Origin of the sequence: Marivirga sp., from assembly GCF_024636815.1 — a bacterium.
Classification (GTDB): domain Bacteria; phylum Bacteroidota; class Bacteroidia; order Cytophagales; family Cyclobacteriaceae; genus Marivirga.
The window spans coordinates 1-21190 of the sequence record NZ_JAGXGF010000039.1 but is presented as its reverse complement, the minus strand read 5'-3'; the positions used below and the strand labels follow the sequence as shown (position 1 = coordinate 21190).

Annotated in this window: 19 protein-coding genes; 13 read left to right on the top strand and 6 right to left on the bottom strand. The window is 33.9% G+C overall.

From position 1 onward, the window contains the following. Positions 1–11: 11 nt before the first annotated feature. Genes Q0L29_RS03265 through Q0L29_RS03255 form a run of 3 tightly spaced genes read left to right on the top strand, consistent with a single transcriptional unit; the run spans position 12 to position 1805 of the window. On the top strand, positions 12–203 hold the full coding sequence (locus Q0L29_RS03265; protein ID WP_296619047.1) for a hypothetical protein: 192 nt from the start codon (positions 12–14) through the stop codon (positions 201–203). After that, complete coding sequence (locus Q0L29_RS03260; protein WP_296619045.1) at positions 200–586, top strand: type II toxin-antitoxin system death-on-curing family toxin; 387 nt, start codon at positions 200–202, stop codon at positions 584–586. Before Q0L29_RS03265 ends, Q0L29_RS03260 begins: the two co-directional genes overlap by 4 nt. Before the next feature lie 4 nt (positions 587–590). After that, positions 591–1805 carry an NAD(P)/FAD-dependent oxidoreductase gene (locus tag Q0L29_RS03255; protein WP_296619043.1) on the top strand — a complete coding sequence of 405 codons (1215 nt, stop codon included), beginning with the start codon at positions 591–593 and terminating at the stop codon, positions 1803–1805. Between the two features lie 59 nt (positions 1806–1864). Here Q0L29_RS03255 and Q0L29_RS03250 read toward each other — a convergent pair whose 3' ends face one another. Then, positions 1865–3370: a DUF4301 family protein gene (locus Q0L29_RS03250; RefSeq protein WP_296619041.1), complete on the bottom strand. Its 1506-nt coding sequence runs from the start codon at positions 3368–3370 to the stop codon at positions 1865–1867. An 18-nt stretch (positions 3371–3388) separates the two neighbouring features. Further along, a complete protein-coding gene (locus Q0L29_RS03245) occupies positions 3389–5230 on the bottom strand; it encodes a glycosyltransferase (RefSeq protein ID WP_296619039.1) in 1842 nt (613 codons plus the stop codon). A gap of 210 nt (positions 5231–5440) precedes the next feature. Here Q0L29_RS03245 and Q0L29_RS03240 point away from each other — a divergent pair, with 210 nt between their 5' ends. The 4 genes from Q0L29_RS03240 (at position 5441) to Q0L29_RS03225 (ending at position 10761) form a co-directional block, all read left to right on the top strand. Beyond that, positions 5441–7864 (top strand): TIM-barrel domain-containing protein, encoded by a 2424-nt coding sequence (locus Q0L29_RS03240; protein WP_296619037.1) that lies wholly within the window; start codon positions 5441–5443, stop codon positions 7862–7864. Positions 7865–7886: 22 nt separating this feature from the next. Then, positions 7887–9104 (top strand): glycosyltransferase family 4 protein, encoded by a 1218-nt coding sequence (locus Q0L29_RS03235; protein WP_296619035.1) that lies wholly within the window; start codon positions 7887–7889, stop codon positions 9102–9104. Next, positions 9097–10092, top strand: coding sequence for a hypothetical protein (locus Q0L29_RS03230; protein WP_296619033.1), 996 nt, complete (start codon positions 9097–9099; stop codon positions 10090–10092). The genes Q0L29_RS03235 and Q0L29_RS03230 overlap by 8 nt, the downstream gene beginning before the upstream one ends. A gap of 441 nt (positions 10093–10533) precedes the next feature. Continuing rightward, positions 10534–10761 carry a hypothetical protein gene (locus tag Q0L29_RS03225; protein ID WP_296619031.1) on the top strand — a complete coding sequence of 76 codons (228 nt, stop codon included), beginning with the start codon at positions 10534–10536 and terminating at the stop codon, positions 10759–10761. 529 nt (positions 10762–11290) lie between these two features. Here Q0L29_RS03225 and Q0L29_RS03220 read toward each other — a convergent pair. Next, positions 11291–12427 carry a glycosyltransferase family 1 protein gene (locus Q0L29_RS03220; RefSeq protein ID WP_296619029.1) on the bottom strand — a complete coding sequence of 379 codons (1137 nt, stop codon included), beginning with the start codon at positions 12425–12427 and terminating at the stop codon, positions 11291–11293. Positions 12428–12544: 117 nt separating this feature from the next. Here Q0L29_RS03220 and Q0L29_RS03215 point away from each other — a divergent pair, with 117 nt between their 5' ends. The 6 genes from Q0L29_RS03215 to Q0L29_RS03190 all read left to right on the top strand — a co-directional run bounded on the left by Q0L29_RS03215 (position 12545) and on the right by Q0L29_RS03190 (position 18924). Further along, a complete protein-coding gene (locus Q0L29_RS03215) occupies positions 12545–13783 on the top strand; it encodes a pitrilysin family protein (protein WP_296619027.1) in 1239 nt (412 codons plus the stop codon). Between the two features lie 2 nt (positions 13784–13785). Then, entirely contained in the window at positions 13786–14430 is a 645-nt protein-coding gene (locus tag Q0L29_RS03210) for an O-methyltransferase (RefSeq protein ID WP_296619025.1), read from the top strand. Further along, positions 14427–16475: a LysM peptidoglycan-binding domain-containing protein gene (locus Q0L29_RS03205; RefSeq protein ID WP_296619024.1), complete on the top strand. Its 2049-nt coding sequence runs from the start codon at positions 14427–14429 to the stop codon at positions 16473–16475. Before Q0L29_RS03210 ends, Q0L29_RS03205 begins: the two co-directional genes overlap by 4 nt. 169 nt (positions 16476–16644) lie before the next feature. Further along, positions 16645–17061, top strand: coding sequence for a response regulator (locus tag Q0L29_RS03200; RefSeq protein ID WP_296619022.1), 417 nt, complete (start codon positions 16645–16647; stop codon positions 17059–17061). Between the two features lie 34 nt (positions 17062–17095). After that, positions 17096–17995, top strand: a complete 900-nt coding sequence (locus tag Q0L29_RS03195; RefSeq protein WP_296619020.1) for a DUF3078 domain-containing protein — start codon at positions 17096–17098, stop codon at positions 17993–17995. Between the two features lie 17 nt (positions 17996–18012). After that, positions 18013–18924 (top strand): CPBP family glutamic-type intramembrane protease, encoded by a 912-nt coding sequence (locus Q0L29_RS03190; RefSeq protein ID WP_296619019.1) that lies wholly within the window; start codon positions 18013–18015, stop codon positions 18922–18924. Here the strand turns inward: Q0L29_RS03190 and Q0L29_RS03185 are convergent. The 3 genes from Q0L29_RS03185 to Q0L29_RS03175 form a co-directional block, all read right to left on the bottom strand. Continuing rightward, positions 18918–19325, bottom strand: coding sequence for a hypothetical protein (locus tag Q0L29_RS03185; RefSeq protein ID WP_296619017.1), 408 nt, complete (start codon positions 19323–19325; stop codon positions 18918–18920). The genes Q0L29_RS03190 and Q0L29_RS03185 overlap by 7 nt on opposite strands. A 170-nt stretch (positions 19326–19495) precedes the next feature. Next, a complete protein-coding gene (gene dnaX / locus Q0L29_RS03180; protein ID WP_296619016.1) occupies positions 19496–20605 on the bottom strand; it encodes a DNA polymerase III subunit gamma/tau in 1110 nt (369 codons plus the stop codon). A 100-nt stretch (positions 20606–20705) separates the two neighbouring features. Next, a complete protein-coding gene (locus Q0L29_RS03175) occupies positions 20706–21122 on the bottom strand; it encodes a 6-carboxytetrahydropterin synthase (RefSeq protein ID WP_296619015.1) in 417 nt (138 codons plus the stop codon). Positions 21123–21190 lie beyond the last annotated feature (68 nt).

Here is a 21190-nt window from a genome sequence, read left to right as displayed (position 1 = left end):
ATTAAAACAACATGAGCAAAGAAGAAGTAAAAATAGCTATTCATGATCTTTTAGAGCAATCTTCTGAGAAAGCACTTAAAGAAGTTTTAGAATATTTAGAGGCTGTAAAAAACAAAAAATCAACTTCTGATAATTCCTTGAAAAAGAATTTAAATAGAATTCTAAAAGAGGATAAAAATTTATTGAATCGATTGGCTAAATGATTTCAAAGAAAGAAGCTATTGAAATTCATAAAACATTAGTTAAGGAGTTTGGAGGTAGCACAGGAATCAGAGATTTGAATCTTTTGGATTTAGCTATAAATCGATCTATACAAACATTTGGTGGAAAAGAGCTTTATGCTAACCCGACCGAAAAATCAGCTTCTATACTTGAGAGTATTGTGAAAAATCATCCTTTCATTGATGGTAATAAAAGGACTGGCTATGTTTTGGCTAGATTATATTTAATGGAAGAAAATATGGATTTGAATGCTACCGAGGATGAAAAGTATAACTTTATCATTAGTATTTCAGAAGGAAAATTAAATTTCGATGAAATTCTTAAATGGATTGAATCCAAAAGTTACTTTTTAGATTTATCATAATAATTTGACTAAAACAATAATCATAGGAGCAGGGGCAGCAGGCATTTTTGGAGCTATTAATATTGCATCTAAAACCCCTGATATGGAAGTGGTGGTTTTAGAAAAATCGTCCAAGCTTCTGTCCAAAGTGAAAATTTCTGGTGGAGGTAGATGCAATGTCACAAACATCTGCCAAGAGCCAAAAGAGCTTATCAAAAACTACCCTAGAGGAAATAAAAAGCTTATAAAAGCATTTGAGCAGTTTGGCACTATAGATACTGTCAATTGGTTTGAAAGCAGAGGTGTAAAACTCAAAGCAGAAGCAGATGGTAGAATGTTCCCGATTACGGATAATTCGCAAACCATAATCGATTGCCTTTTGAATGAGTGCAAAAAGCACAAAGTTGAAATCATAACAAAGGTCTCCGTAGAATCCATTGAGAAAACTGAAAATGGCTTTTTATTAGATATAAAAGGAGCTGAAAAAATTGAATGTGATAAGATCTTAGTGGCTACGGGTGGTCATAATAAATTAGAAGCCTTTCAATGGTTGGCTGATTTGGGACACAGCATTTCAGAACCTGTCCCGTCTTTATTTACTTTTAATCTACCAAAATCAAGCATTACAGAATTGTCTGGTGTCAGTGTTCAAGATGTGGAAGTGAAAATAGCAGGAACAAAACTCTCACATCATGGGCCATTATTGATCACACATTGGGGCTTAAGCGGTCCTGCAGTACTTAAACTTTCAGCATGGGGAGCAAGGATTTTACATGAGAAAAATTATGAATATTCAGTATTGGTAAATTGGCTTAAAACTGCCAATGAAGAAGAAACAAAACAAAGTTTAACTGAATTTCAAGCTCAAAATCCTAAAAAGATGCTTTTTAATAGTAATCCATATCAGTTACCGAAAAGATTATGGGAATACCTGTTGATTAAAAGTGAAATACAAGAGGAACTACGCTGGAATAATTTTTCTGGAAAGAAATTTAATAAGCTTGTAAACCACCTTATTGCGGATTTATATGAAGCTTCTGGTAAAACTACTTTCAAGGAAGAATTTGTAACTGCAGGAGGAATTAAATTAGGTGATGTGAATATGCAAACAATGGAAAGCAGAAAATGCCCAGGGCTCTATTTCGCTGGTGAAGTGATAGATATTGATGGCGTAACGGGCGGCTTTAACTTTCAAGCTGCTTGGACTACGGCTTGGTTAGCCTCAGAAGGAATGTTCTAAAACAAAAAAAGCCTCTCAAAACAATTCGAAAGGCTTCCTTCTAATAAATACAAAATAATTTATCCAGCCTGATGCTCTTCTCTCAATAAATCATTTACGGTTTTAACTGGATTGAAAGTAGATAATGGCACTTCTACAAAAAGTGTAATCCAATCTGACATGGCGCCATTCCATAATCCAGGAAGTTCTAACGCTTTTAATTCTCTCCCATCTTTTGATTTAAGAGTAATAAAGCCAGTTTCAGGATTTCTGTATTTTATTAAATCATACTTTCTTCCGTGTAAATCTTTAACTCCACATACTAAATCTACTGGATTAAAATGGGTTGCATTTTGTAAAGCTTCTTGTGCCTTCTTATCATCAGGATCTATTTGTGATGTTTCTGCAATTTGCAAACTTAAAGAACCGTCTTCTTCATTTACCCAAAAAGGGCCTCCTCCTGGCTCACCAGTATTTTTCACCATACCGCAAATCCGAATAGGACGGTGCAATAAATATTGTAAATAGCCGACTTTCTCAGAAAATTTTAATTGAGCATAATCGTCTTTGAAAACCAAAAACAAATCTTTCCGAGCAAAATTCTCGATCTCTAACAATTCAAGCTCGTTGATATTTCTTTCCAATTGATTCTGATAGCCAAATAATTTACTTTGAACGCTCATTAATAAGCCTGCTAAAGCCTTTTTATAATGAATAGTGTTCAACTTTAAATGGTCAGGCACCACATTATCTATATTTTTTATAAATATGATATCATGGTCTAAATCATTCAAGTTTTCAATTAATGCTCCATGTCCAGCCGGGCGGAATAAAATGCTTCCATCTTCATTATAGAAAGGAGTATTATCAGGATTTACTGCAATGGTATCAGTTTCTGGTTTTTGTTGAGAAAAGGTGATATCAAAATCATTAAAGCCCTTTCTTACTTTTTCAGCATGCTCCTCAAAAAGCTGCTGATGTTCAGGAGAAACAGTGAAATGTAATCTTACTTTTCCTTGTGTTCCTCTTGCGTAATTTTCACCTTCCGTAAAATGCTCCCCAACAGGAGTTTTTATACCAGATTTATAATCATGAAAATCTAACAACCCTTTCGGTAGATTGCCATAATTCAAGCCATCCTCTAATAATAATGCTTTTACAATAGCATGATATCCTTTATTTTTTAATGCTGTATCAATACCATTCCCTTTTTCTTGCATTTTTTTATCTAATGCTTGGGAAAAGGCAAACTTGTGAATATTTTCAAAAAAGGTTTTTAAAAAATCATCTTTTTCAGCTTCTGACTCATCTTCCTCCAAAAAAGCATACATTTTTTTAAACATACGGCTTGCAGCACCACTTGCAGGTACAAATTTTATCATATTATAATTGAAAGATTGCTGCTCAAAAAAAGCAATGAATTCATCAATGCTTTTCTCGGATAGTTGTATTAAACCATCTCCTATTGTGGCAGGTCTGTCAATTGCTAAATAAGGAAATCCTTTCTTAAATCTTTCTAATTGCTCCTCTACCAACTCCACAGATTTTCCAGCTTTTTTAATATCTTCTTTCAATGTATTATCCATAATTTTGGGTTGTTAGGTTTAAAAATAAGTTTCCAAAGCCATTTTATAACTGCTTTCGTAGGCTTTGTATAAATTTTTCCAATCAAAGACTTCTGACAAATCCTCAGACATATTTCGCATATCAATTCTTTCCCTACTGGTGATTTGAGTAAATTCCCACATCACGTTTGTTAATTCCTCTGCTGCTTCATCAAAGCTTTTATTGGCTCTTTTCACTATAAACATGCCGTGTTTTTTATCACCAATGCTTACATTTTTCATATAATCACCAAATCCTGATAGGTCAGATGTCACCGAAGCAACTCCTCTAGCTAATGATTCCAAAGGGGTATAACCCCAAGGCTCATAATAGCTAGGAAAAACGCCTAAATGACAAGCCCTTACAAAATCATCATATTCCATTCCAAACAATGGGTTAGTGGAAGAGATGAAATCAGGATGATAGACTACTTTAACTTTATCGGATTCGTTGTTGACAAGGTTGGCTGTTCTTAAAAAATTTAAAATAGAATCATTGGCATCGTCCACCAGGTTATGGGTTACCACCGGAGGTAATCCTCCTGATTTCCAAGCTTGTATGGTTCTTCTATGCCTTAATCTCCAATAATCATCTACCATATCATTTAGATTAGGTAATTTATGATCCCCTTTACTTGAAGCAGCTTGTCTGTATAATCTGGTTTTAATCTGCTCTACTATAGCGTTGGAATTAGCATTAATTTTATCAAGCATTGCCCTAGCGTTCAAAACATCTGGATTAATGGACTGAACAGGCTGACGCGTGATGAAAAACATCACCACCGTTAATGGAGAATTAGCTTCTTTAAGACGATGATTTAAGCGAGCAAGAGCTTCTAAAGTTAAATCATAGCCTTTGTTGGAATACTCAAATCTACCTGATGTGAAAAAGTAAAGCGTTTTATTCAAGTCGAAAGAATAACTCTTGAAAAAATGCCCCATTATAAAGTTTTCCAGTAATTGCTTATACTTATGATGCAAATTCTGTACTTCGTGTAATACTGAAAATCGCTCTATATTTAATCCATTAGGCAAAATCTTATCAGGACTTCTCCCAAGCAAATGAAAACATTCTTTTCCCGTTACTTCACTAACAGTGGTGAAAACATGTGCCCCATGCACGCAAGCACGCTCTAATTTTACATTTGCCTCCACATTAAAATGAACTGCTTCTTTATGCCAATCCACAAAAGGAAGATGATCATAAAATTGAGGATCATTCATGGCTAAATACCTGCCTAAAAGAGTGGCATGAGTAGTGAAAACCGTTTGCAAAGGCACTTGATCTCTTCTTAAATTGGGTATGGCAGAACCCGCCATCCACTCATGAAAGTGAGCTAAAGGTTTAACCTTTTGGTCAATGGCCACACGAGTCAATTCCGAAAGGAATATATGCACCATATAACCAAAAGCCAGTACTTCATCCATCAATGGATCATGATTTTTAAAATCAACCCCATGATTTTGCCAATAATAATATTTTATATCACCTAATTCCTGAAAAGCAGATTTATGATCAAACAATAGGGTTTGTGGCCTGCCTGAAACCAACCAATATCCAGATTTTATATTTAAACCCTTTTCTCGACATATTCTTAAGGCTTCATCTATAACAGAATGTCCAAACTCGGCTTCTTCGAAATCAGTAGCTGCTTCTTTGGGTGCATAAGGCCCTATCAAAAAATAATTCTTCCCCCAGTTCTTAACCATAGTAGGAACTTTCGAACGAATTACGGTATATATACCCCCTACCTGATTACAGACTTCCCAGGCAATTTCTGTAAGAATATGTTTTTCATTATCAATCGTATTATTTTCCTTCATTTGTGCTGCGTTTCTCATTAAATAATATAGGATATTTAATTTATGGGAATAATCTCAATTATTGACAGAATATTAAATAAATTCCCTGATTTTCTGTAAATTAAAAGAGGATTCACTCATTGAACCTTAATTTAAAAAAAATAAAGATATACTTAGTGTATTAACTACAATAAGTAGTTAATTTTGTAATGAAAATGGCGATAAATCGCTAAATATTAATTATTTAAAATGGAAGAAAACAAAGAACAAGCACAAGAACCTGAAAAGGATTTCGAAGGCAATTATATAGAGAAATTTAAAGAGCAGAAGGAAGAGGAGTTTTATCCTGGTGGAATCATTAGCTGGAAACAAAAAAAAGGCAAATTAAAGATTTACGCCCAATATTCCACTTTAGAATTAAGCATTATCACCGAAAAAATTCTAAAATTCAGATATGCAAATGACGGCTATTTTGAGAATGATTTTTCTTATGCCATTGACCCGGAATTTGAACTGGGAAATACCCATTACCATTTTGAAGCGCAGGACGATTCATTGATTGTTAAGACTGACTTATTACAGTGCATCATCAAAAAATCAGATGCTACCATTAAAATTTTAGACAAAAATGGTAAAGTCCTTATTGAAGATGAAAAAGGATACCATTGGAAAGACGAAAGAAGATTTGGTGGGCATGTGGTTATTTCTACACTTAAGTCTTCCAAAACCAATAAATATTATGGGCTTGGTGATAAAACAGGCAGATTAAATCTGAATGGAACCCGCAGGGAATTATGGGGAACCGATTGCTATGGATATGGCAATGATACAGACCCTGTTTATAAAAATATTCCGTTTTTCATGGGTTTAAATGACGGAGAAGGCTATGGTATTTTCATGGACAATTCTTTCAGATCCTACTTTGATTTCGGACATGAAAGGAAAGAAGCTTTGAGTTTTTGGGCTCAGGGAGGGGAAATGCGCTATTACTTCATTTATGGCCCGCAGTTGGAAAATGTAGTACAAGATTATACGGAACTCACTGGAAAATCTCCCATGCCACCCAAATGGGCATTGGGATATCATCAAAGTAAATGGAGCTACTATCCAGAAAGCACTGTACGGGAACTTGCCAAAACGTTCCGTGAAAAAAGAATACCATGTGATGTTATCCATTTGGATATTGATTATATGGACGGTTACCGTATTTTCACCTGGAACAATGAAAGATTTCCGAATCCAAAACAGATGATTGAGGATTTAAGAAAAGATGGATTTAAAACCATCGTGATTGTTGATCCAGGAATTAAAATTGATCCACTTTACACTGTTTTCCAGCAGGGTGTTCATCACGATTATTTCTGCCAAAGAATGGATGGCGCAAGATTTAAAGGCAGTGTTTGGCCAGGGCCATGTCATTTTCCTGATTTCACTAATCCTGCTGCCAGAAAATGGTGGTCTGGATTATTTGGAGGACTTTCTCAAGATGGAGTTGCCGGAGTCTGGAATGACATGAACGAACCAGCTGTATTTGAGGAAGGCACTTTCCCTAGAGATGTCAGACATGATTATGACGGTCATCCTTGTAGCCACAGAAAGGGTCACAATGTTTACGGAATGCAAATGGCAAGGGCAACTTATGAGGGATTAGAACAATTCTCAGGAAATAACAGAAGTTTTACCATCACTCGTTCTGCTTATGCAGGAATTCAAAGATTCAGCTCTGTTTGGACAGGGGATAATCTTGCTTCCTGGGAGCATTTGAAAATTGCCAATGTCCAATGCCAAAGATTAAGTACTTCAGGCGTTTCTTTTGCTGGCTCTGATGTTGGAGGATTTATTGGCGCTCCTGATGGAGAATTATATACTCGTTGGATTCAAATGGCTACTTTCCATCCTTTTTTCAGAACACATTCTTCAGGTGACCACGGAAATAAAGAACCTTGGCAGTTCGAGGATAAATACTTAGATATTGTTAGAATATTTATTGAATTAAGATATGAAATCATGCCTTATCTTTATACAACTTTCTGGCAATATTCAGAATTTGCCAAGCCAATGTTGAGGCCAATTTCATTGGCATATCAAGACGATAAAGAGACTTTAGACCGTGAAGAAGAATTTCTATTGGGACAGCATTTATTGATTTGCCCAGTTTCTGCTCCTAAAGTGAAAGAGCGAATGATGTATTTGCCGGAAGGCGAATGGTATAACTACTGGACGGACGAATTGATCTCAGGTAAAAAAGAAATCATAGTGGAAACGCCCTTAGAACAAATTCCAATGTTTGTAAAAGCAGGGACTATTCTTCCTATGCAGGACAAAATGCAATATGTAAACGAATTTGTACCTGAAAATATCAAATTACATGTTTATAGAGCATTAAATGAAACTGGAAGTGAGTTATATGAAGATGACGGGCTTTCAAAAGATTTTGAAATGGGCATCAGCACTTTGCATTTCTTCATTCAGAAACCAACAGATAAAGGCATTGTCATTCAACATAATATGGAATCAGAATATGATTCTGGTTCGAAAGGATTTGAAATTCATTTACATGCTTTTGGAATTGTGGAGAAAATTGTTGTTGATGGAAATACTATTAACTACAACAATGAATCTAAAATTATAGTCGATAGAAATTTTAGCACGTTAGAAATCGTAGAACTGTAAACCTTAAAAAAAACGATTGCTCATGGAAGTATTAATGATTGGACCCGGAAATCCGAACCCGCAAAATAGTGGGTTAGGTATTGCTTGTTACCATATCGCTCAACAATTAGCTAAAAATGTGCACTTGAAACTATTTTCAGTTGACAGTGCGGAAGAACTAGCTGAACAAGAAGCAGAATATAGCAGAACCGAAACACTAACCCGAGAAAAATTAACTAACCAAAAGCAATTGAATGCAGATTTGGTTCACCTTTCTGTTAAAAGTAAGCTTAATCCTTATTTTTATGCCGGAAGTGTTGAAGTGGAGCAACATTATGATGAAAACATTGAAATTTCAGTCCAGGAAGCACTGGAAGATTTCAGCCAAAAAATTGTACTGAAAAGCCGTAATTTAGATTTTGATATTATATATGCGCATGATTGGACTGCCATTCCTGCCTCTAAAAAATTGAAGGAGCTCAGTGGCAAACCCTTTGTTTTGCACATTCATGCTTTGGACTATGACCGAAGCGGTAAAAAAAGCAATTCATGGTTATTCGATTTGGAAAAAGAGGGCATGCAAATAGCTGATTTGGTGATTGCTGTAAGTGAATACCATAAAAAAATTATGGTAAAAGAATACGGCATTAAATCATCAAAAATCAAAGTGATTCACCATGGAATTGATGAATTGCAAGTATCGGATTACAAAGCTCCATTTGATGAGGATATAATTCTTTTTTGCGGCAGATTAAGTCTGCAAAAAGGAGCTACAACTTTTATTGATATTGCAGAAGCTTTATTGAAAAAGGAGCAAAATGTTCGTTTTGTAGTAACAGGACAAGGAGAATTAATGGAGGAAATGATTGCTTCCTCCACCGAGAAAGCTATCCTAGATAAAATTCATTTTACGGGCCATTTGCCACAGGAAGATGTTTTTGCCATTATGAAAGCATCTCAAGTGATGGTGATGCCTTCATTATCAGAACCTTTTGGCTTGTCTGCCCTAGAAGCAGTTAGTTTGGAATTGCCTATCGTTTTATCTAAAAATTGTGGAGTAGCAGAAGTTTTGAAAGATGTTCCTAAAGTAGTAAAAAGCGATATTGACAACTATGTAACTGCAATTAGGGAGATTTTAACCGATAAAAAGCAATCCGCAAAAATTGCAAAGCAAAATGCAGAATCAGTTAAGAAAAGAAATTGGGAAAATGTTTCAGATGATATATTTTTAGCTTTAAAGCAGAAATTGAAAAATGGATAATTATCAAATCATACATTTTAATCATCCTTTGGAGGTGATTAAATTATCTTTTTTAGATATTGGAAAAAATCTTCCGGCTATTGATGAAGCTAAAAGTCAAGAAGGTTTTATGGCTGATTTTCCCAACACCATTCAACCCAAATTAAAAACGGTTTTAAAAATGGCCGAAGAAAATAAATCGCCTTTGGTTTATTTCAGTTTGCCTTTTTTAAATTTCCTCAATCAGCAGGACACCAACATATTACTTGAAATTAAAAAGCAGGTCAATGCTGGCAATATTCAATTAGTGGGATCTTGTGCATATCATTCATTTAGTTATCTATGCTCTCCTCTTCTTTTCAAAAAGGAAGCAGAATTATATCTAGAAGGCTTGAAAGATTATTTCGATAAGAAACCGGGTATGTTTATCAATACAGCTTGTTTGTATGATGACCAGGTTGCAGAAATTGTGAAATCTTTAGGTTACCAAGGTATAATAGCCACCGCAAACCCATGGCATTTGGCTGGGAAACATTCCGGTCAGGTTTATAAATCAAATACTGCACAACCATTCAATATTTTACTTTCGAATGGTGATGGTCCGGATAATTTTCAAATAAGTCTGGTGAATGGATATGGAAGTGCTTACACCTCCGATTTTATAGATCAAAAAGTATCCAACGACAAACAAATAAAGGAACTATTTTTAATGGATAATGAAGAAGAACATTCAGTTTATGCGGTGAGCTTACCTTTAAGTTCACCATCATGGGAACATAAAATCCCTGATTACACCAATAATCCACTTCAAAAAGCTTTATTAAAGCAAAGTTCTGCTCTAGTCGCCCAATATCACGATAAATTATCTTTTGATGATTTAAAACTCTTAATGTTGCTCTGTCAACCCGACCATCTGTTGCAAATCAATCAAACCAGCAAAGAGGAAGGTTATGACCATTTTATTAGCAGTATGAATCATTTGACGGATATTAGCTTGCGGTATAAATAATTATGATTTGAATACGAATTTTAAGTTATAGGTATTAGGTTTTAAGAAACCTTTATCAAACTTTAATGTGCCCTCCTCAAAAAAAATCTATTTATAATCAGAAGAAACTAAGCTGAACTAAACAATGTTATTATGGATGAATTTCAATCTCCAGAATTAACCCGAAAAATTCATATGAATTTTTCGTCCGAAGGACAGACAATTTATAAAAATCCGATTATTAGATAGTCACTTTGTAATTTTCATATAAAAATATGAATTTTAAAAACACCCAAATTTGGGCTATTAGGTTTTTGAAATTATCGGAGTTAACCCTGATATAATCGATTGATAGTCAGTTATTTTAAATTAAAAATCGTTATTCCTCATAACCTTATCATGAATAATGCGGGTTAATTTTCATGTTTGTGTTAATATAAAATTTTAAATAAATTTAAAATCATGAAACAAGAAGCTATAAAAATAGAATTAATAGAGTGGTTGCAAAACTTAAAAGATATCGAAACTTTAAATTTTCTTAAAGTTTTAAAAGATTCAGCTATTAAAAATCAAGATTGGTTTCACGATTTATCTCAGGAAGAAAAAGAAGGAATCGAAAGAGGATTACAGGATATAAAAAATGGCAAAACCTTATCTCATGAAGATATGAAGGCAAAATATGGATTATAAATTAAGATGGACTCAAGAATCCGTTAAAAATTTAGATAAAATTATTTAAGATATCCGTAATAAATGGTCTGAAAAGGAGGTTGATAATTTCAAATCATTACTTAGGAGAAAACTCGATTTCATATTCAAAAATCCATTTTTATACCCCGCCTCAGGTTATTTTCCAGAATTGAGAAAAGCTGTTCTAAATAAAAAAACTACTATCTTTTATCAGGTTGATAAAGATATTATCACCATTACATACCTGCACAATAACAAAAAGAATATCAATAAAGTAAATTAGTTTTTTCAACATTTTTAATTACGATTTTTTTAAAGTTTTAGGTCTTATATTCTAATTAAATCTAAGTCAGACCGGCTCACACTTCTTTCTTTGCTAATCCTTCGTACTGCGGTTTGACGGTTGAAACCGTCTAATCGCTATTCAGCATAACCTAGCTTTCCATTTTATCGACCAGACGGTTCCAACCGTCAGGTCAAGAGCAGTTTGCAGTTGAATCCTACTGACCTAATTTTCCCTTTGGGGGATTTAGGGGGCTTTATAAATCCCCATCAAATCCCCCGCAATCTTCCTAGACGAAAACTGCGTCAAGTGAATATCAACACCCTTAATCAACTGCTCGTTAAATTCATTATCAACAGCTAATTTCATCATTTGGGAAGCTAATTCCTCATGATTTTTTGGGTCGGCATAGAGGGCATGCTCCCCTCCTGCTTCTTTCATGGCAGACTGATTGCCAGTGACTACTGCAGTACCCGTTGAAAGAGATTCCAAAACAGGGATACCGAAGCCTTCAAAACTGGAAGGATAAACAGAAGCTATTGCTCCTTTATACAAATAAGGCAATTCTGTGAACGGAATATTATTATAAATACGGACACTTTGTTCAAGCCTCAACTTATTAATTTCTTCCTCCACCTCCTTTTGATAATCTGTTTTTTTGCCCACTATCAGCAAAAGTAAATCGTGCTTAACCTGATCTAAAACCAATTTAAAAGCTTGAACCAAATCTTTGGCATTCTTCCTATCTTCAATTGATCCGACATATAAGAAATAAGGTTGGTGTAAACTGTATTGGTCAAGCAAATACAATAACCTTCTAGTCTTCAAATCTTGATTATAAATAGGATGGACGCCTTGATAAACTACATTGATGTTAGCAGCATCAATATCAAAAAAATCAATTATATCGTTTTTGGTCTGCTCGCTTATAGCAATAATTTCATCTGCCTTCTTACATGCTGACTTAAATTTTTTCTTATAAATACCTCTATCAATAAATGGATAGAAATCAGGATACCGCAAGAAAATTAAATCATGAATAGTGACAATTTTCTTAGTACTGCCTTTCAATCCGCTTGGTAGCTCATTGCTCAAACCATGAAAAACATCTGCTTTTTGCTTCACTGCTAGCTTTCCAATTCTTTTAGAACGCCATGCACTTTTTAAAGAACCCGCTTTCCACAAACCTGATGGCAACACAGTGATATCCTTATTATCCTTATAAAAATTTTTAGCCTCCTCACGCTTTGATACTTTAGGGGTGTAAAGCGAATAATCCTCTTCCGAATAATGCTCCTTTAAGGCTGAAATCACAAATCGGCTATAATTGCCTAATCCCGTAAAATTGTTGAAAGCACGTTTGGCTTCAAAAGCTATATGCATATTAAATTAATTCTTAGAAATTGATTCTTCCCAAAACTAAATAAATTTCTTATGTAGTACTCATTACTTCTTTAAAAAGAAAGATAATTTGTAGTTTTGTACCTAAGCGGGGAATGAATGAATCAATATAAAATTAGAACTTTAGAAAACGGAATTAGAGTTATCCACCAGCCGGTAATCAACTCAAAAATAGTGCATTGTGGATTCGCATTGGACATTGGAAGTCGTGATGAAAAGCCTCATCAGGTGGGAATTGCCCATTTCTGGGAGCACATGGCTTTTAAAGGCACCAAAAGACGAAAAACATTCCATATCCTTAATAGGCTAGATTCTGTGGGCGGAGAATTAAATGCTTACACTACCAAAGAAAAAATATTTTTCCATGCTTCAGTTTTGGAGCAATATCTGGATAAAGCAATGGATTTGTTAGTAGACATCACTTTCCAATCTATTTTTCCTGAAAAGCAAATCGAAAAAGAAAGACAAGTCATTTTAGAAGAAATGGCTATGTACAAAGATTCTCCTGAAGATGATATTCAAGACCAATTTGATGAGGTGATTTTCTCTGGACATCCTTTAGGAAATAATATATTGGGCACTGAAGAAAGTCTTAAAAGCTTTACTAGACAGCATTTCTTAGAATTCATTGAAGAAAATTTAGATACTGAGCGCACTGTCTTTTCAATAGTTGGTGACATTCCAGAGAAAAAATTAGAACGTTACATTAAAAAGTATTTAGAGCCAATTGACCATCATAAAAGAAAAAGAGAAAGAATTCCCTTTGACATTTATCAGCCCAATACTTTAAATTTTAATGAAGAAATTTCACAATCTCAATGTGCAATTGGAGCTACTGCTTATCCAATACATCATCCAAAAAGACTGGCTTTCTTTATGTTAGTCAATATTTTGGGAGGCCCTGGAATGAACAGCCGATTAAATATGGCGCTAAGAGAAAAACATGGTTTTGTGTATGCTATTGATGCAGGTTATCATCCATTTACAGACACCGCACTTTTCAGTATATTTTTTGGAACAGACCCGGGTCAGCTTCCAAAAAGTATAAAATTGGTTAAGAAAGAACTAAGGATTTTGCAAGAAAAGCCTTTGGGAAGTTTGCAATTACATGTAGCTAAACAACAGCTTATGGGACAATTAGCCATGGCCGAGGAAAATAATATGAGCTATATGCTGATGTTAGGAAGAAGTTTGTTGGATAAAGATAAAATTGAATCTTTAGACGAGCTTTTTGAACAAATCAAGCAAGTATCTGCTAAAGATTTGCAAGATACCGCTAATGAGATTTTTGATGATGAACGTTTGAGCATCTTAACCTACAAAGCCAAAAGAAGATAATTATGGGGTTTTTAGATCCAGATTTAGAGAAATATATTGAAGCCCATACTGAATCCGAAAATGATTTGCTATATAAAATCAATAGAGAGACTCACACTGAAGTATTAAAACCCCGAATGCTCAGTGGACATTTACAGGGCCGGGTTTTATCCATGCTTTCTCATATGATTCAGCCTGAAAACATATTGGAAATCGGTACCTACACGGGCTATTCCGCACTTTGCATGGCAGAAGGATTGAAAGATAATGGCAAGCTTATTACCATAGATGTAAATGAAGAATTGGCTGAAAGGATAAAAGAATATTTCCATTCCTCAGAATTTTCCGATAAAATTGAAATGAAAATTGGAAAAGCATTGGAAATCATGCCAACACTCAATAAAACTTGGGATATGGTGTTTATAGATGCAGATAAATCTAATTATTTGAATTATTATAAACTTTGCATCGACCAAGTCAGAAAAGGTGGTTATATTTTAATAGATAATGTGTTGTGGAGTGGGAAAGTGCTGGAGAAAAACAGAAAAAAATTAGATAAGAATACTGAAAGTATGCTGGAATTCAACGAATTTGTGCATCAAGATGACCGAGTTCAGAATGTATTATTCCCAATCCGTGATGGATTAATGATTTTAAGAAAAAAATGAATATAAAACTTCCGTTATTTTTTACTGCTATTTTTATCCTCTCCACACAATTGTGGGCACAGCAAGTTCCTTCTCGTATGGAATTTGCCAATATGGACTTAAGATTAACTTCAGATGCTATACGAGACATTCAAGCTGATGTGGATGCTTTAACGAGGAGCGAAAAATACTTTCAAAAGAAATTGGAGCGTGTAGATATGTACATGCCCATCATTGAAAGAATCTTTCGAGAGGAAGGCTTGCCAGAGGATTTCAAATATTTGGTAATTCAAGAGAGTGCTTTAGTTTCTGATGCAATTTCCAGCAGCAATGCTGTGGGCTTTTGGCAATTCAAGGAAATATCTGGTTTAGAGAATGACTTAAGAATTGACCGCCATGTAGATGAAAGAATGAACATCGTTTCTTCAAGCATAGCTGCTGCTACCTATTTAAAGAGTCATAATCAATATTTCGATAACTGGGCTTATGCATTAATAGCCTATCAAAGAGGTCGTGGTGGAGCTGCAGATGTTATTGACGAGGATAATTTTGGAAAGAGCCGATTAAAAATCACAAGTGACTCTTATTGGTATTTGAAAAAATTTCTAGCACATAAAATAGCTTTTGAAAATGCATTGGGTACTTCAAGCCCTCCATATTATTTAAAAGAGGTTGAAAATGTGAAAGGCACATCTCTAAAAATAATTTCAAAAGAAGAAAATGTACCATTGGAACTTTTAGAGGAATACAATAAATGGATTAAAAGAGGTAAAATACCTGAAGACAAGAATTATACTATCATTGTACCTCTAAACAATTTGGAGAAAATTGAAAAATTGCAAAATCAAAAGAAAGCAAACTTAGAAAATTTACCTGGAGATATTGATGACTCCGAGCAGCAAAACTTTCCTTTAGTTGATAATTACCCAAGTAGATCAGATCGTTCAATTCCTCACACAGTTGAAATAAATGGTCTGGATGGCATTTATGCTCCAGCTGGATATACGGTAAAAAAATTAGCCGAAACAGCAGGAGTTGATGAATATAAATTTCGAAAATGGAACGATCTCAAAATTAGAGAAGAATTAAAAACAGGGAAAATTTATTACCTGAGAAGAAAAAGAAATAGAGCCAAGTTTTACTATCATACTGTTTCTCAAAATGAGAATATGTGGGGAATAAGTCAGAAATATGGCTTAAAGTTGAAAAAACTTTATAGGAAAAATAGAATGAAACCTCCACAACAGCCAAAGGAAGGAAGGGTATTATGGTTACGTCATAATCGACCCGCTAATGTTCCGATTGAATATAGAGAAGCTCCTGAAAAACAAAAAAGATTAGATGAGCAACCATTCGAAGACCCCGCCAATAACAAAACTGAAGAATACACTATTGATAGCACTGAAGCTAAAACGCAAGAAGCTGTACCTGCTTCGGTTATATCAAACCAATCTGAGGCGGTTAAAGACACTACAACAGCTTTAATTGAAAAATCAATAAAAGAAGACTCATTAAAAACTCAAAACAACAATTTTGATATCGAAGAAGACACATTAGTTGAAAGGGATACTTTAAAATCAGAAGAAACCAAAATAGTTATAGATGAAGAAATAATTGAACCTGATTCAGTAGATGAAAATGAATTAGATGAAGTTAACGAATATGATGATAGTGATTTTGCAAAATATTCTATAAAAAAAGGAGATACATTCTTTTCTATTGCTAATAGATTTAATATGAAAATTTCTACCCTTTTGAATGTTAACAATTTAGAAATCAGAGACACTCTATCAGTAGGACAAGTCATTAAAGTAAACAAAGATGGGTATTCAAGTGAACCCTCTTCTGAAGTAGTAGAACAAAAAGAAAAATCGACAGAAAATCTTACTGAGAAAACTTCATCAGAAAAGGATAAAAGAAATATTAAACATAAAGTAACCTCGGGTGAAACTATGTATGCATTGGCGAAAAAATATAATGTGAGCTTGAAAGAGATAATGGAATGGAATGATAAGAAAGACTACAATTTGAAAGAAGGTGAATTAATTCTTATAAAGCAGAAATAAATGTAGCCTTTACATAAATTCTTGCCTACAATATCTTACATTTGTGTCGTCTATCGAAAAAATATTGTATTTCGAAAGATTTATGTTTTAATTAAAAAAAACTTTACTTATGTTTAGAAATAACTCTAAACAGAGTATTTTAATCAATAGATTACAAGGGTAAATTTACATGGTAACAGCTACAAAAACTGTTGATTTAGTGATGCTTGTTGATGATAATGATACTGACAATTTCATTAGCAAGCGTATCATCGAAATAACTGAGTTCGCAAAATATGTTGAAATCAAAAATTCGGGCAAGAGTGCCTTAGAATATTTGGAAGAACACAAGGATAATCCTGATAAACTTCCCAATATTATATTTTTGGACATCAACATGCCAATTGTGGATGGATTCGTATTCCTATACGAATTCGAGAAATTTTCTGATATTGTAAAGGATAAATGCAAGGTTATTATCTTGTCAAGCTCCGATAATAAAAGAGATATCGACAAAATTGTAAATAACGATCATGTAATTAAATTTATCACTAAACCTCTAACAGAGAATGCCTTAAATGAAATCCGTTCTCTTGACCTTTACTAGCTAGTTAATTGTTTTTTTATACTATCTTTAATTCATGAAGATAACTGTAAGCATATCACTCCTATTACTCTTAAGTTCCTCAGTTTTTGCTCAAAACGACAGTATAAAATCCGACACTACTTATTGGAATAGGGAAGCAGTATTAAACCTAAATTTTTCCCAGGTAGATCTTACAAACTGGAATGGTGGTGGAAAAAGTTCAATCTCAATTGCTGGTTTAACCAACTTTAATGTAAGTTATCAAAAAGGTAAAGATGCCTGGGACAACCGCTTAGATATGGCTTATGGCTTATTGAGACAAGGTGACAGCAATCAACCATTTATCAAAACTGATGACAATATTATTTTAACTTCTCGCTATAGCAGGCAATTAAAAAAAAGAATTTTTGTTTCCAGTATTTTAGATTTCAGAACGCAATTTGACGAAGGTTTAGATGAAGATGGTCAGCAAGTCATTTCCCGCTTTATGGCTCCTGGATATTTATTAGCCAATATTGGTATAACCTACAGATACAAAAAAATATTTACTGCTACTATCTCCCCAATCTCATCAAAAACAACTATTGTAATAGATGACAGTTTATCAGCAGCAGGTGCATATGGAATTGACCCAGGTAAAACATACAGGTTTCAATCCGGTATAAACTTCGCCTCTTCCTTTCAAAAGGATATATGGGAAAATGTGAATTTATCTACAAACCTTAACTTATTCTCTGACTATGAAAAAATAGGTAATATTGATGTGAACTGGGAAACTGCATTAAATTTTAAAATAAATAAATTCCTTTCTGCTAGTTACAGTACTCAGTTAATTTATGATGACGACATCAAATCAAAAGAAATCATCATAAACGAGGCTACTGGCGAAACTAGGAATGTAGCGGGGATTCAATTTAAAAGCGTAATGAATATAGGGCTTAACATAAAAATATAAATCAACTAACTACCAACTTGTTTAACCTCATTAATACCTACTTTAAGGATTACTTACAATTTCTAAAAGAACCAAATCCGAATCCTAACCACCAGAATATCAATACTAGTAAGAAGTGGCAGACCCTGCTAGTTTTTATTATAATTGATATTTTATTGATCATCCCGGCTGTTCTACTCTTTTTTCTAATTCAAGAAATCAGCAATTTAGATTTGGATAATCATGCTGTATCAGAGTTGACAAATAAATCAGGACTCCTTGGTTTGATTTTACTAGGAGGTATTTTAGGCCCACTTATAGAAGAATTAATATTCCGATTACCTCTCAATTACAAAAGAAATTACCTCTTTAAGTTGTTTGGGGTCATGATTGGCAGAAAAGCAGTAAAGAATTTCTGGTTTAAAAATTACACTGTTTTTTTCTATCTTTTCATCCTAGCATTTGGCATTGTACACATTTTCAATTTCAAGGACGAGTCTGTAAGTATTCTTTTATTATCTCCTATTTTAGTTTTACCCCAAATTATTGGGGGAACTGTAATCGCTTATTTGAGATTGAACTTAGGTTTTTTCTGGGGTTTTTTACAGCATGCTATTTTCAACTCTGCCTTAATGATAATTGCTTTTTACACTAATTTAGAGGAAAAAGTGATGATTGATAATGAAGATTTTAAACTAAGGATCGAAGTTGCTGAAAATAGATTTGGCAACGAAAAATCAATTCATATCAATAAGGATTTTGATTTTATTACGGAAATTGAAACTAGATATGCTCAATTTAACCATATTGCAAACGAATTTAATTGGGATAAAATTAAGCAAGAGAAAAATTACAAGCACTTCAATATCCAATACAAAATAAAAAACTTAGACATCAAAAGTGATTCCGTTTTACAACATCATTTAAAGAAAATAATCGAGGATCAATAATCCGTATCTAGTCCAAAAGTATCTCTTAATTTCCCTAATAAAGGGTTTTCTTTTAACATAGCTTCAAACTTATCCTTAGCGGTATATGGCCGATCTGCTGCCTTTTCAATGTTCACTTTATGTTGTAATTGAATAGAAGAATTCTGAAATTTCTTCCTAATGAAATTTAATAAATCCGTTCTGACCTTTTCAATTCCATCTACCTCAACAGGATTAGTTAATTCTACTGTAATCATCTCCCCTTCTAGTTTTACTGAATTTTTTAAGGAATTTTCAATTACAGGACCAACTTTATTATTCTTGATGAACTCTAGAATGGTTGACTTCAATTCTGCCTCATTAAATTCCTTTCTTTCCTCAGCATTGTCACTTTCCTCAGATTCCTGTTCAGCGTCTTCCACTTCCTTTTCTGAAGATGATTCAATTCGAGTTTGCTTGATTTTCTCCTCAGGCTTAGGAATAGAAGGTGAAGATTTTAAAGGTTTACTTTCTGTTGCCTTAGCAGCAATTTGATCTGCTAGAGACTTACTTTTCGATTCCCCTGATGTGGAATCTTCTTCTTCAGACTGACTTAGCTCACTTTTTTTTTTAAAACTGCACCCTGTTGCTTTGCCAAATCAATTGCGCTATTGATTTTTGCTAATTTCATTAAAGCTAATTCAACAGCTAATCTTTGATTTTTACTTGCCTTATACGATTGATCTGTTAGGCTTAATACTTGAAGACCTGAAAGTATAAAGGAAGGCGATACTTCAGTAGCTTGTTGCTTGTATTGCGCTTTAACTTGTTCAGAAACTTCTAAAAGCTGCAGGGTAGATTCGTCTTTGCAAACCAATAAATCTCTGAAATGAGCAGCAAGTCCATTGATGAAATTATGACCATCAAAGCCATTTTTCAAAATTTCATCAAATAACAATAAAGCTTCAGGTATTTTCTCCTGATTCAAAGCATCAGTTACTTTAAAATAATAATCATAATCTAAAATATGAAGATTATCTATAGTAGCCTGATAGGTGACTTTATTGTCAGGAGAAAAAGTAACAATCAAATCGAAAATAGATAGTGCGTCACGCAAAGCACCATCCGCTTTTTGTGCAATTAAATGCAAAGCAGCTTCTTCAGCTTCAATCCCTTCTCTTTCGGCTATATCTTTTAAGTGATCTGATATATCCGAAACTTTAATTCTATTGAAATCATAAATCTGACATCTGGACAGTATGGTAGGGATTACCTTATGCTTTTCAGTAGTTGCTAAAATAAATATAGCATAAGAAGGCGGTTCCTCCAATGTCTTCAAGAAAGCATTAAAAGCAGCATTAGAAAGCATGTGAACCTCATCTATGATATAGACTTTATATTTCCCATGCTGTGGTGGCACTCTTACTTTATCAATAAGATTACGAACATCATCTACTGAGTTATTAGAAGCAGCATCCAGCTCATAGATATTAAGAGAGGATGACCCTTCCATATTATCTACTTCAAAATCGTTGATCAGCCTGGCTAAAATCCTAGCACAAGTAGTTTTACCCACCCCTCTTGGACCGCAAAACAAAAGTGATTGAGCCAAATGGTCATTATCAATTGCGTTTTTTAAAGTAGTGGTGATATGCTTCTGCCCTACTACCTCATCAAAACCTTTTGGTCTATATTTCCTTGCTGATACAACAAAATTTTCCATTAGCGCAATTTATAAATACCCTTTTGATTTTAGGATATGAAATAAAGATAATTATGATTTTTTTTCAAGATTTTTCTCAGATGATCCTTCAGCTAAATTTTCAGCCGTAATATTCTACGAAATTTCTTGGGGTTTCATAAAGTGTCAATTTATGAAGACTAGATCCTTCTTGTAATTGTTTTACTTTTGGCTCTAAAATTTTCCAAAATTCAGCAATAATTATTTCGCAGCTTGCCATTTTTCCTTCCAGAAAAGGGACATCCATGTTAAGGTTTTTATGATCCACCTTATCAATGACTTCAGATTTAATTAAAGTACTAAGCTTTTTTAAATCCACCACAAATCCCGTATCAGGATCAGGTTCTCCTTTCACAGTTACAATTAACTCGAAATTATGACCATGCCAATTTTCATTGGCACATGGACCAAAAACTTCTTCGTTTTTTTCCCTGCTCCAGTTAGGATTAAAAAGCTTATGCGCTGCGTTAAAATGTTCTTTACGATTAACGTAAACCATGTCAATCTTAATTTTTAGGCTGCAAATATACGTTTATTCATTTATAATAAATAGTTTTGCTTAAAGAG

What these genes read in the sequence shown, in the direction of transcription:
- Q0L29_RS03215 (WP_296619027.1), top strand. Translation starts at nt 12,545, where the DNA reads ATGAATCAATATAAAATTAGAACTTTAGAAAACGGAATTAGAGTTATC.
- Q0L29_RS03195 (WP_296619020.1), top strand. Translation starts at nt 17,096, where the DNA reads ATGAAGATAACTGTAAGCATATCACTCCTATTACTCTTAAGTTCCTCA.
- dnaX (WP_296619016.1), bottom strand. Translation starts at nt 20,605, where the DNA reads ATGGAAAATTTTGTTGTATCAGCAAGGAAATATAGACCAAAAGGTTTT.
- Q0L29_RS03260 (WP_296619045.1), top strand. Translation starts at nt 200, where the DNA reads ATGATTTCAAAGAAAGAAGCTATTGAAATTCATAAAACATTAGTTAAG.
- Q0L29_RS03230 (WP_296619033.1), top strand. Translation starts at nt 9,097, where the DNA reads ATGGATAATTATCAAATCATACATTTTAATCATCCTTTGGAGGTGATT.
- Q0L29_RS03245 (WP_296619039.1), bottom strand. Translation starts at nt 5,230, where the DNA reads ATGAGAAACGCAGCACAAATGAAGGAAAATAATACGATTGATAATGAA.
- Q0L29_RS03210 (WP_296619025.1), top strand. Translation starts at nt 13,786, where the DNA reads ATGGGGTTTTTAGATCCAGATTTAGAGAAATATATTGAAGCCCATACT.
- Q0L29_RS03220 (WP_296619029.1), bottom strand. Translation starts at nt 12,427, where the DNA reads ATGCATATAGCTTTTGAAGCCAAACGTGCTTTCAACAATTTTACGGGA.
- Q0L29_RS03200 (WP_296619022.1), top strand. Translation starts at nt 16,645, where the DNA reads ATGGTAACAGCTACAAAAACTGTTGATTTAGTGATGCTTGTTGATGAT.
- Q0L29_RS03175 (WP_296619015.1), bottom strand. Translation starts at nt 21,122, where the DNA reads ATGGTTTACGTTAATCGTAAAGAACATTTTAACGCAGCGCATAAGCTT.
- Q0L29_RS03250 (WP_296619041.1), bottom strand. Translation starts at nt 3,370, where the DNA reads ATGGATAATACATTGAAAGAAGATATTAAAAAAGCTGGAAAATCTGTG.
- Q0L29_RS03265 (WP_296619047.1), top strand. Translation starts at nt 12, where the DNA reads ATGAGCAAAGAAGAAGTAAAAATAGCTATTCATGATCTTTTAGAGCAA.
- Q0L29_RS03205 (WP_296619024.1), top strand. Translation starts at nt 14,427, where the DNA reads ATGAATATAAAACTTCCGTTATTTTTTACTGCTATTTTTATCCTCTCC.
- Q0L29_RS03235 (WP_296619035.1), top strand. Translation starts at nt 7,887, where the DNA reads ATGGAAGTATTAATGATTGGACCCGGAAATCCGAACCCGCAAAATAGT.
- Q0L29_RS03225 (WP_296619031.1), top strand. Translation starts at nt 10,534, where the DNA reads ATGAAACAAGAAGCTATAAAAATAGAATTAATAGAGTGGTTGCAAAAC.
- Q0L29_RS03240 (WP_296619037.1), top strand. Translation starts at nt 5,441, where the DNA reads ATGGAAGAAAACAAAGAACAAGCACAAGAACCTGAAAAGGATTTCGAA.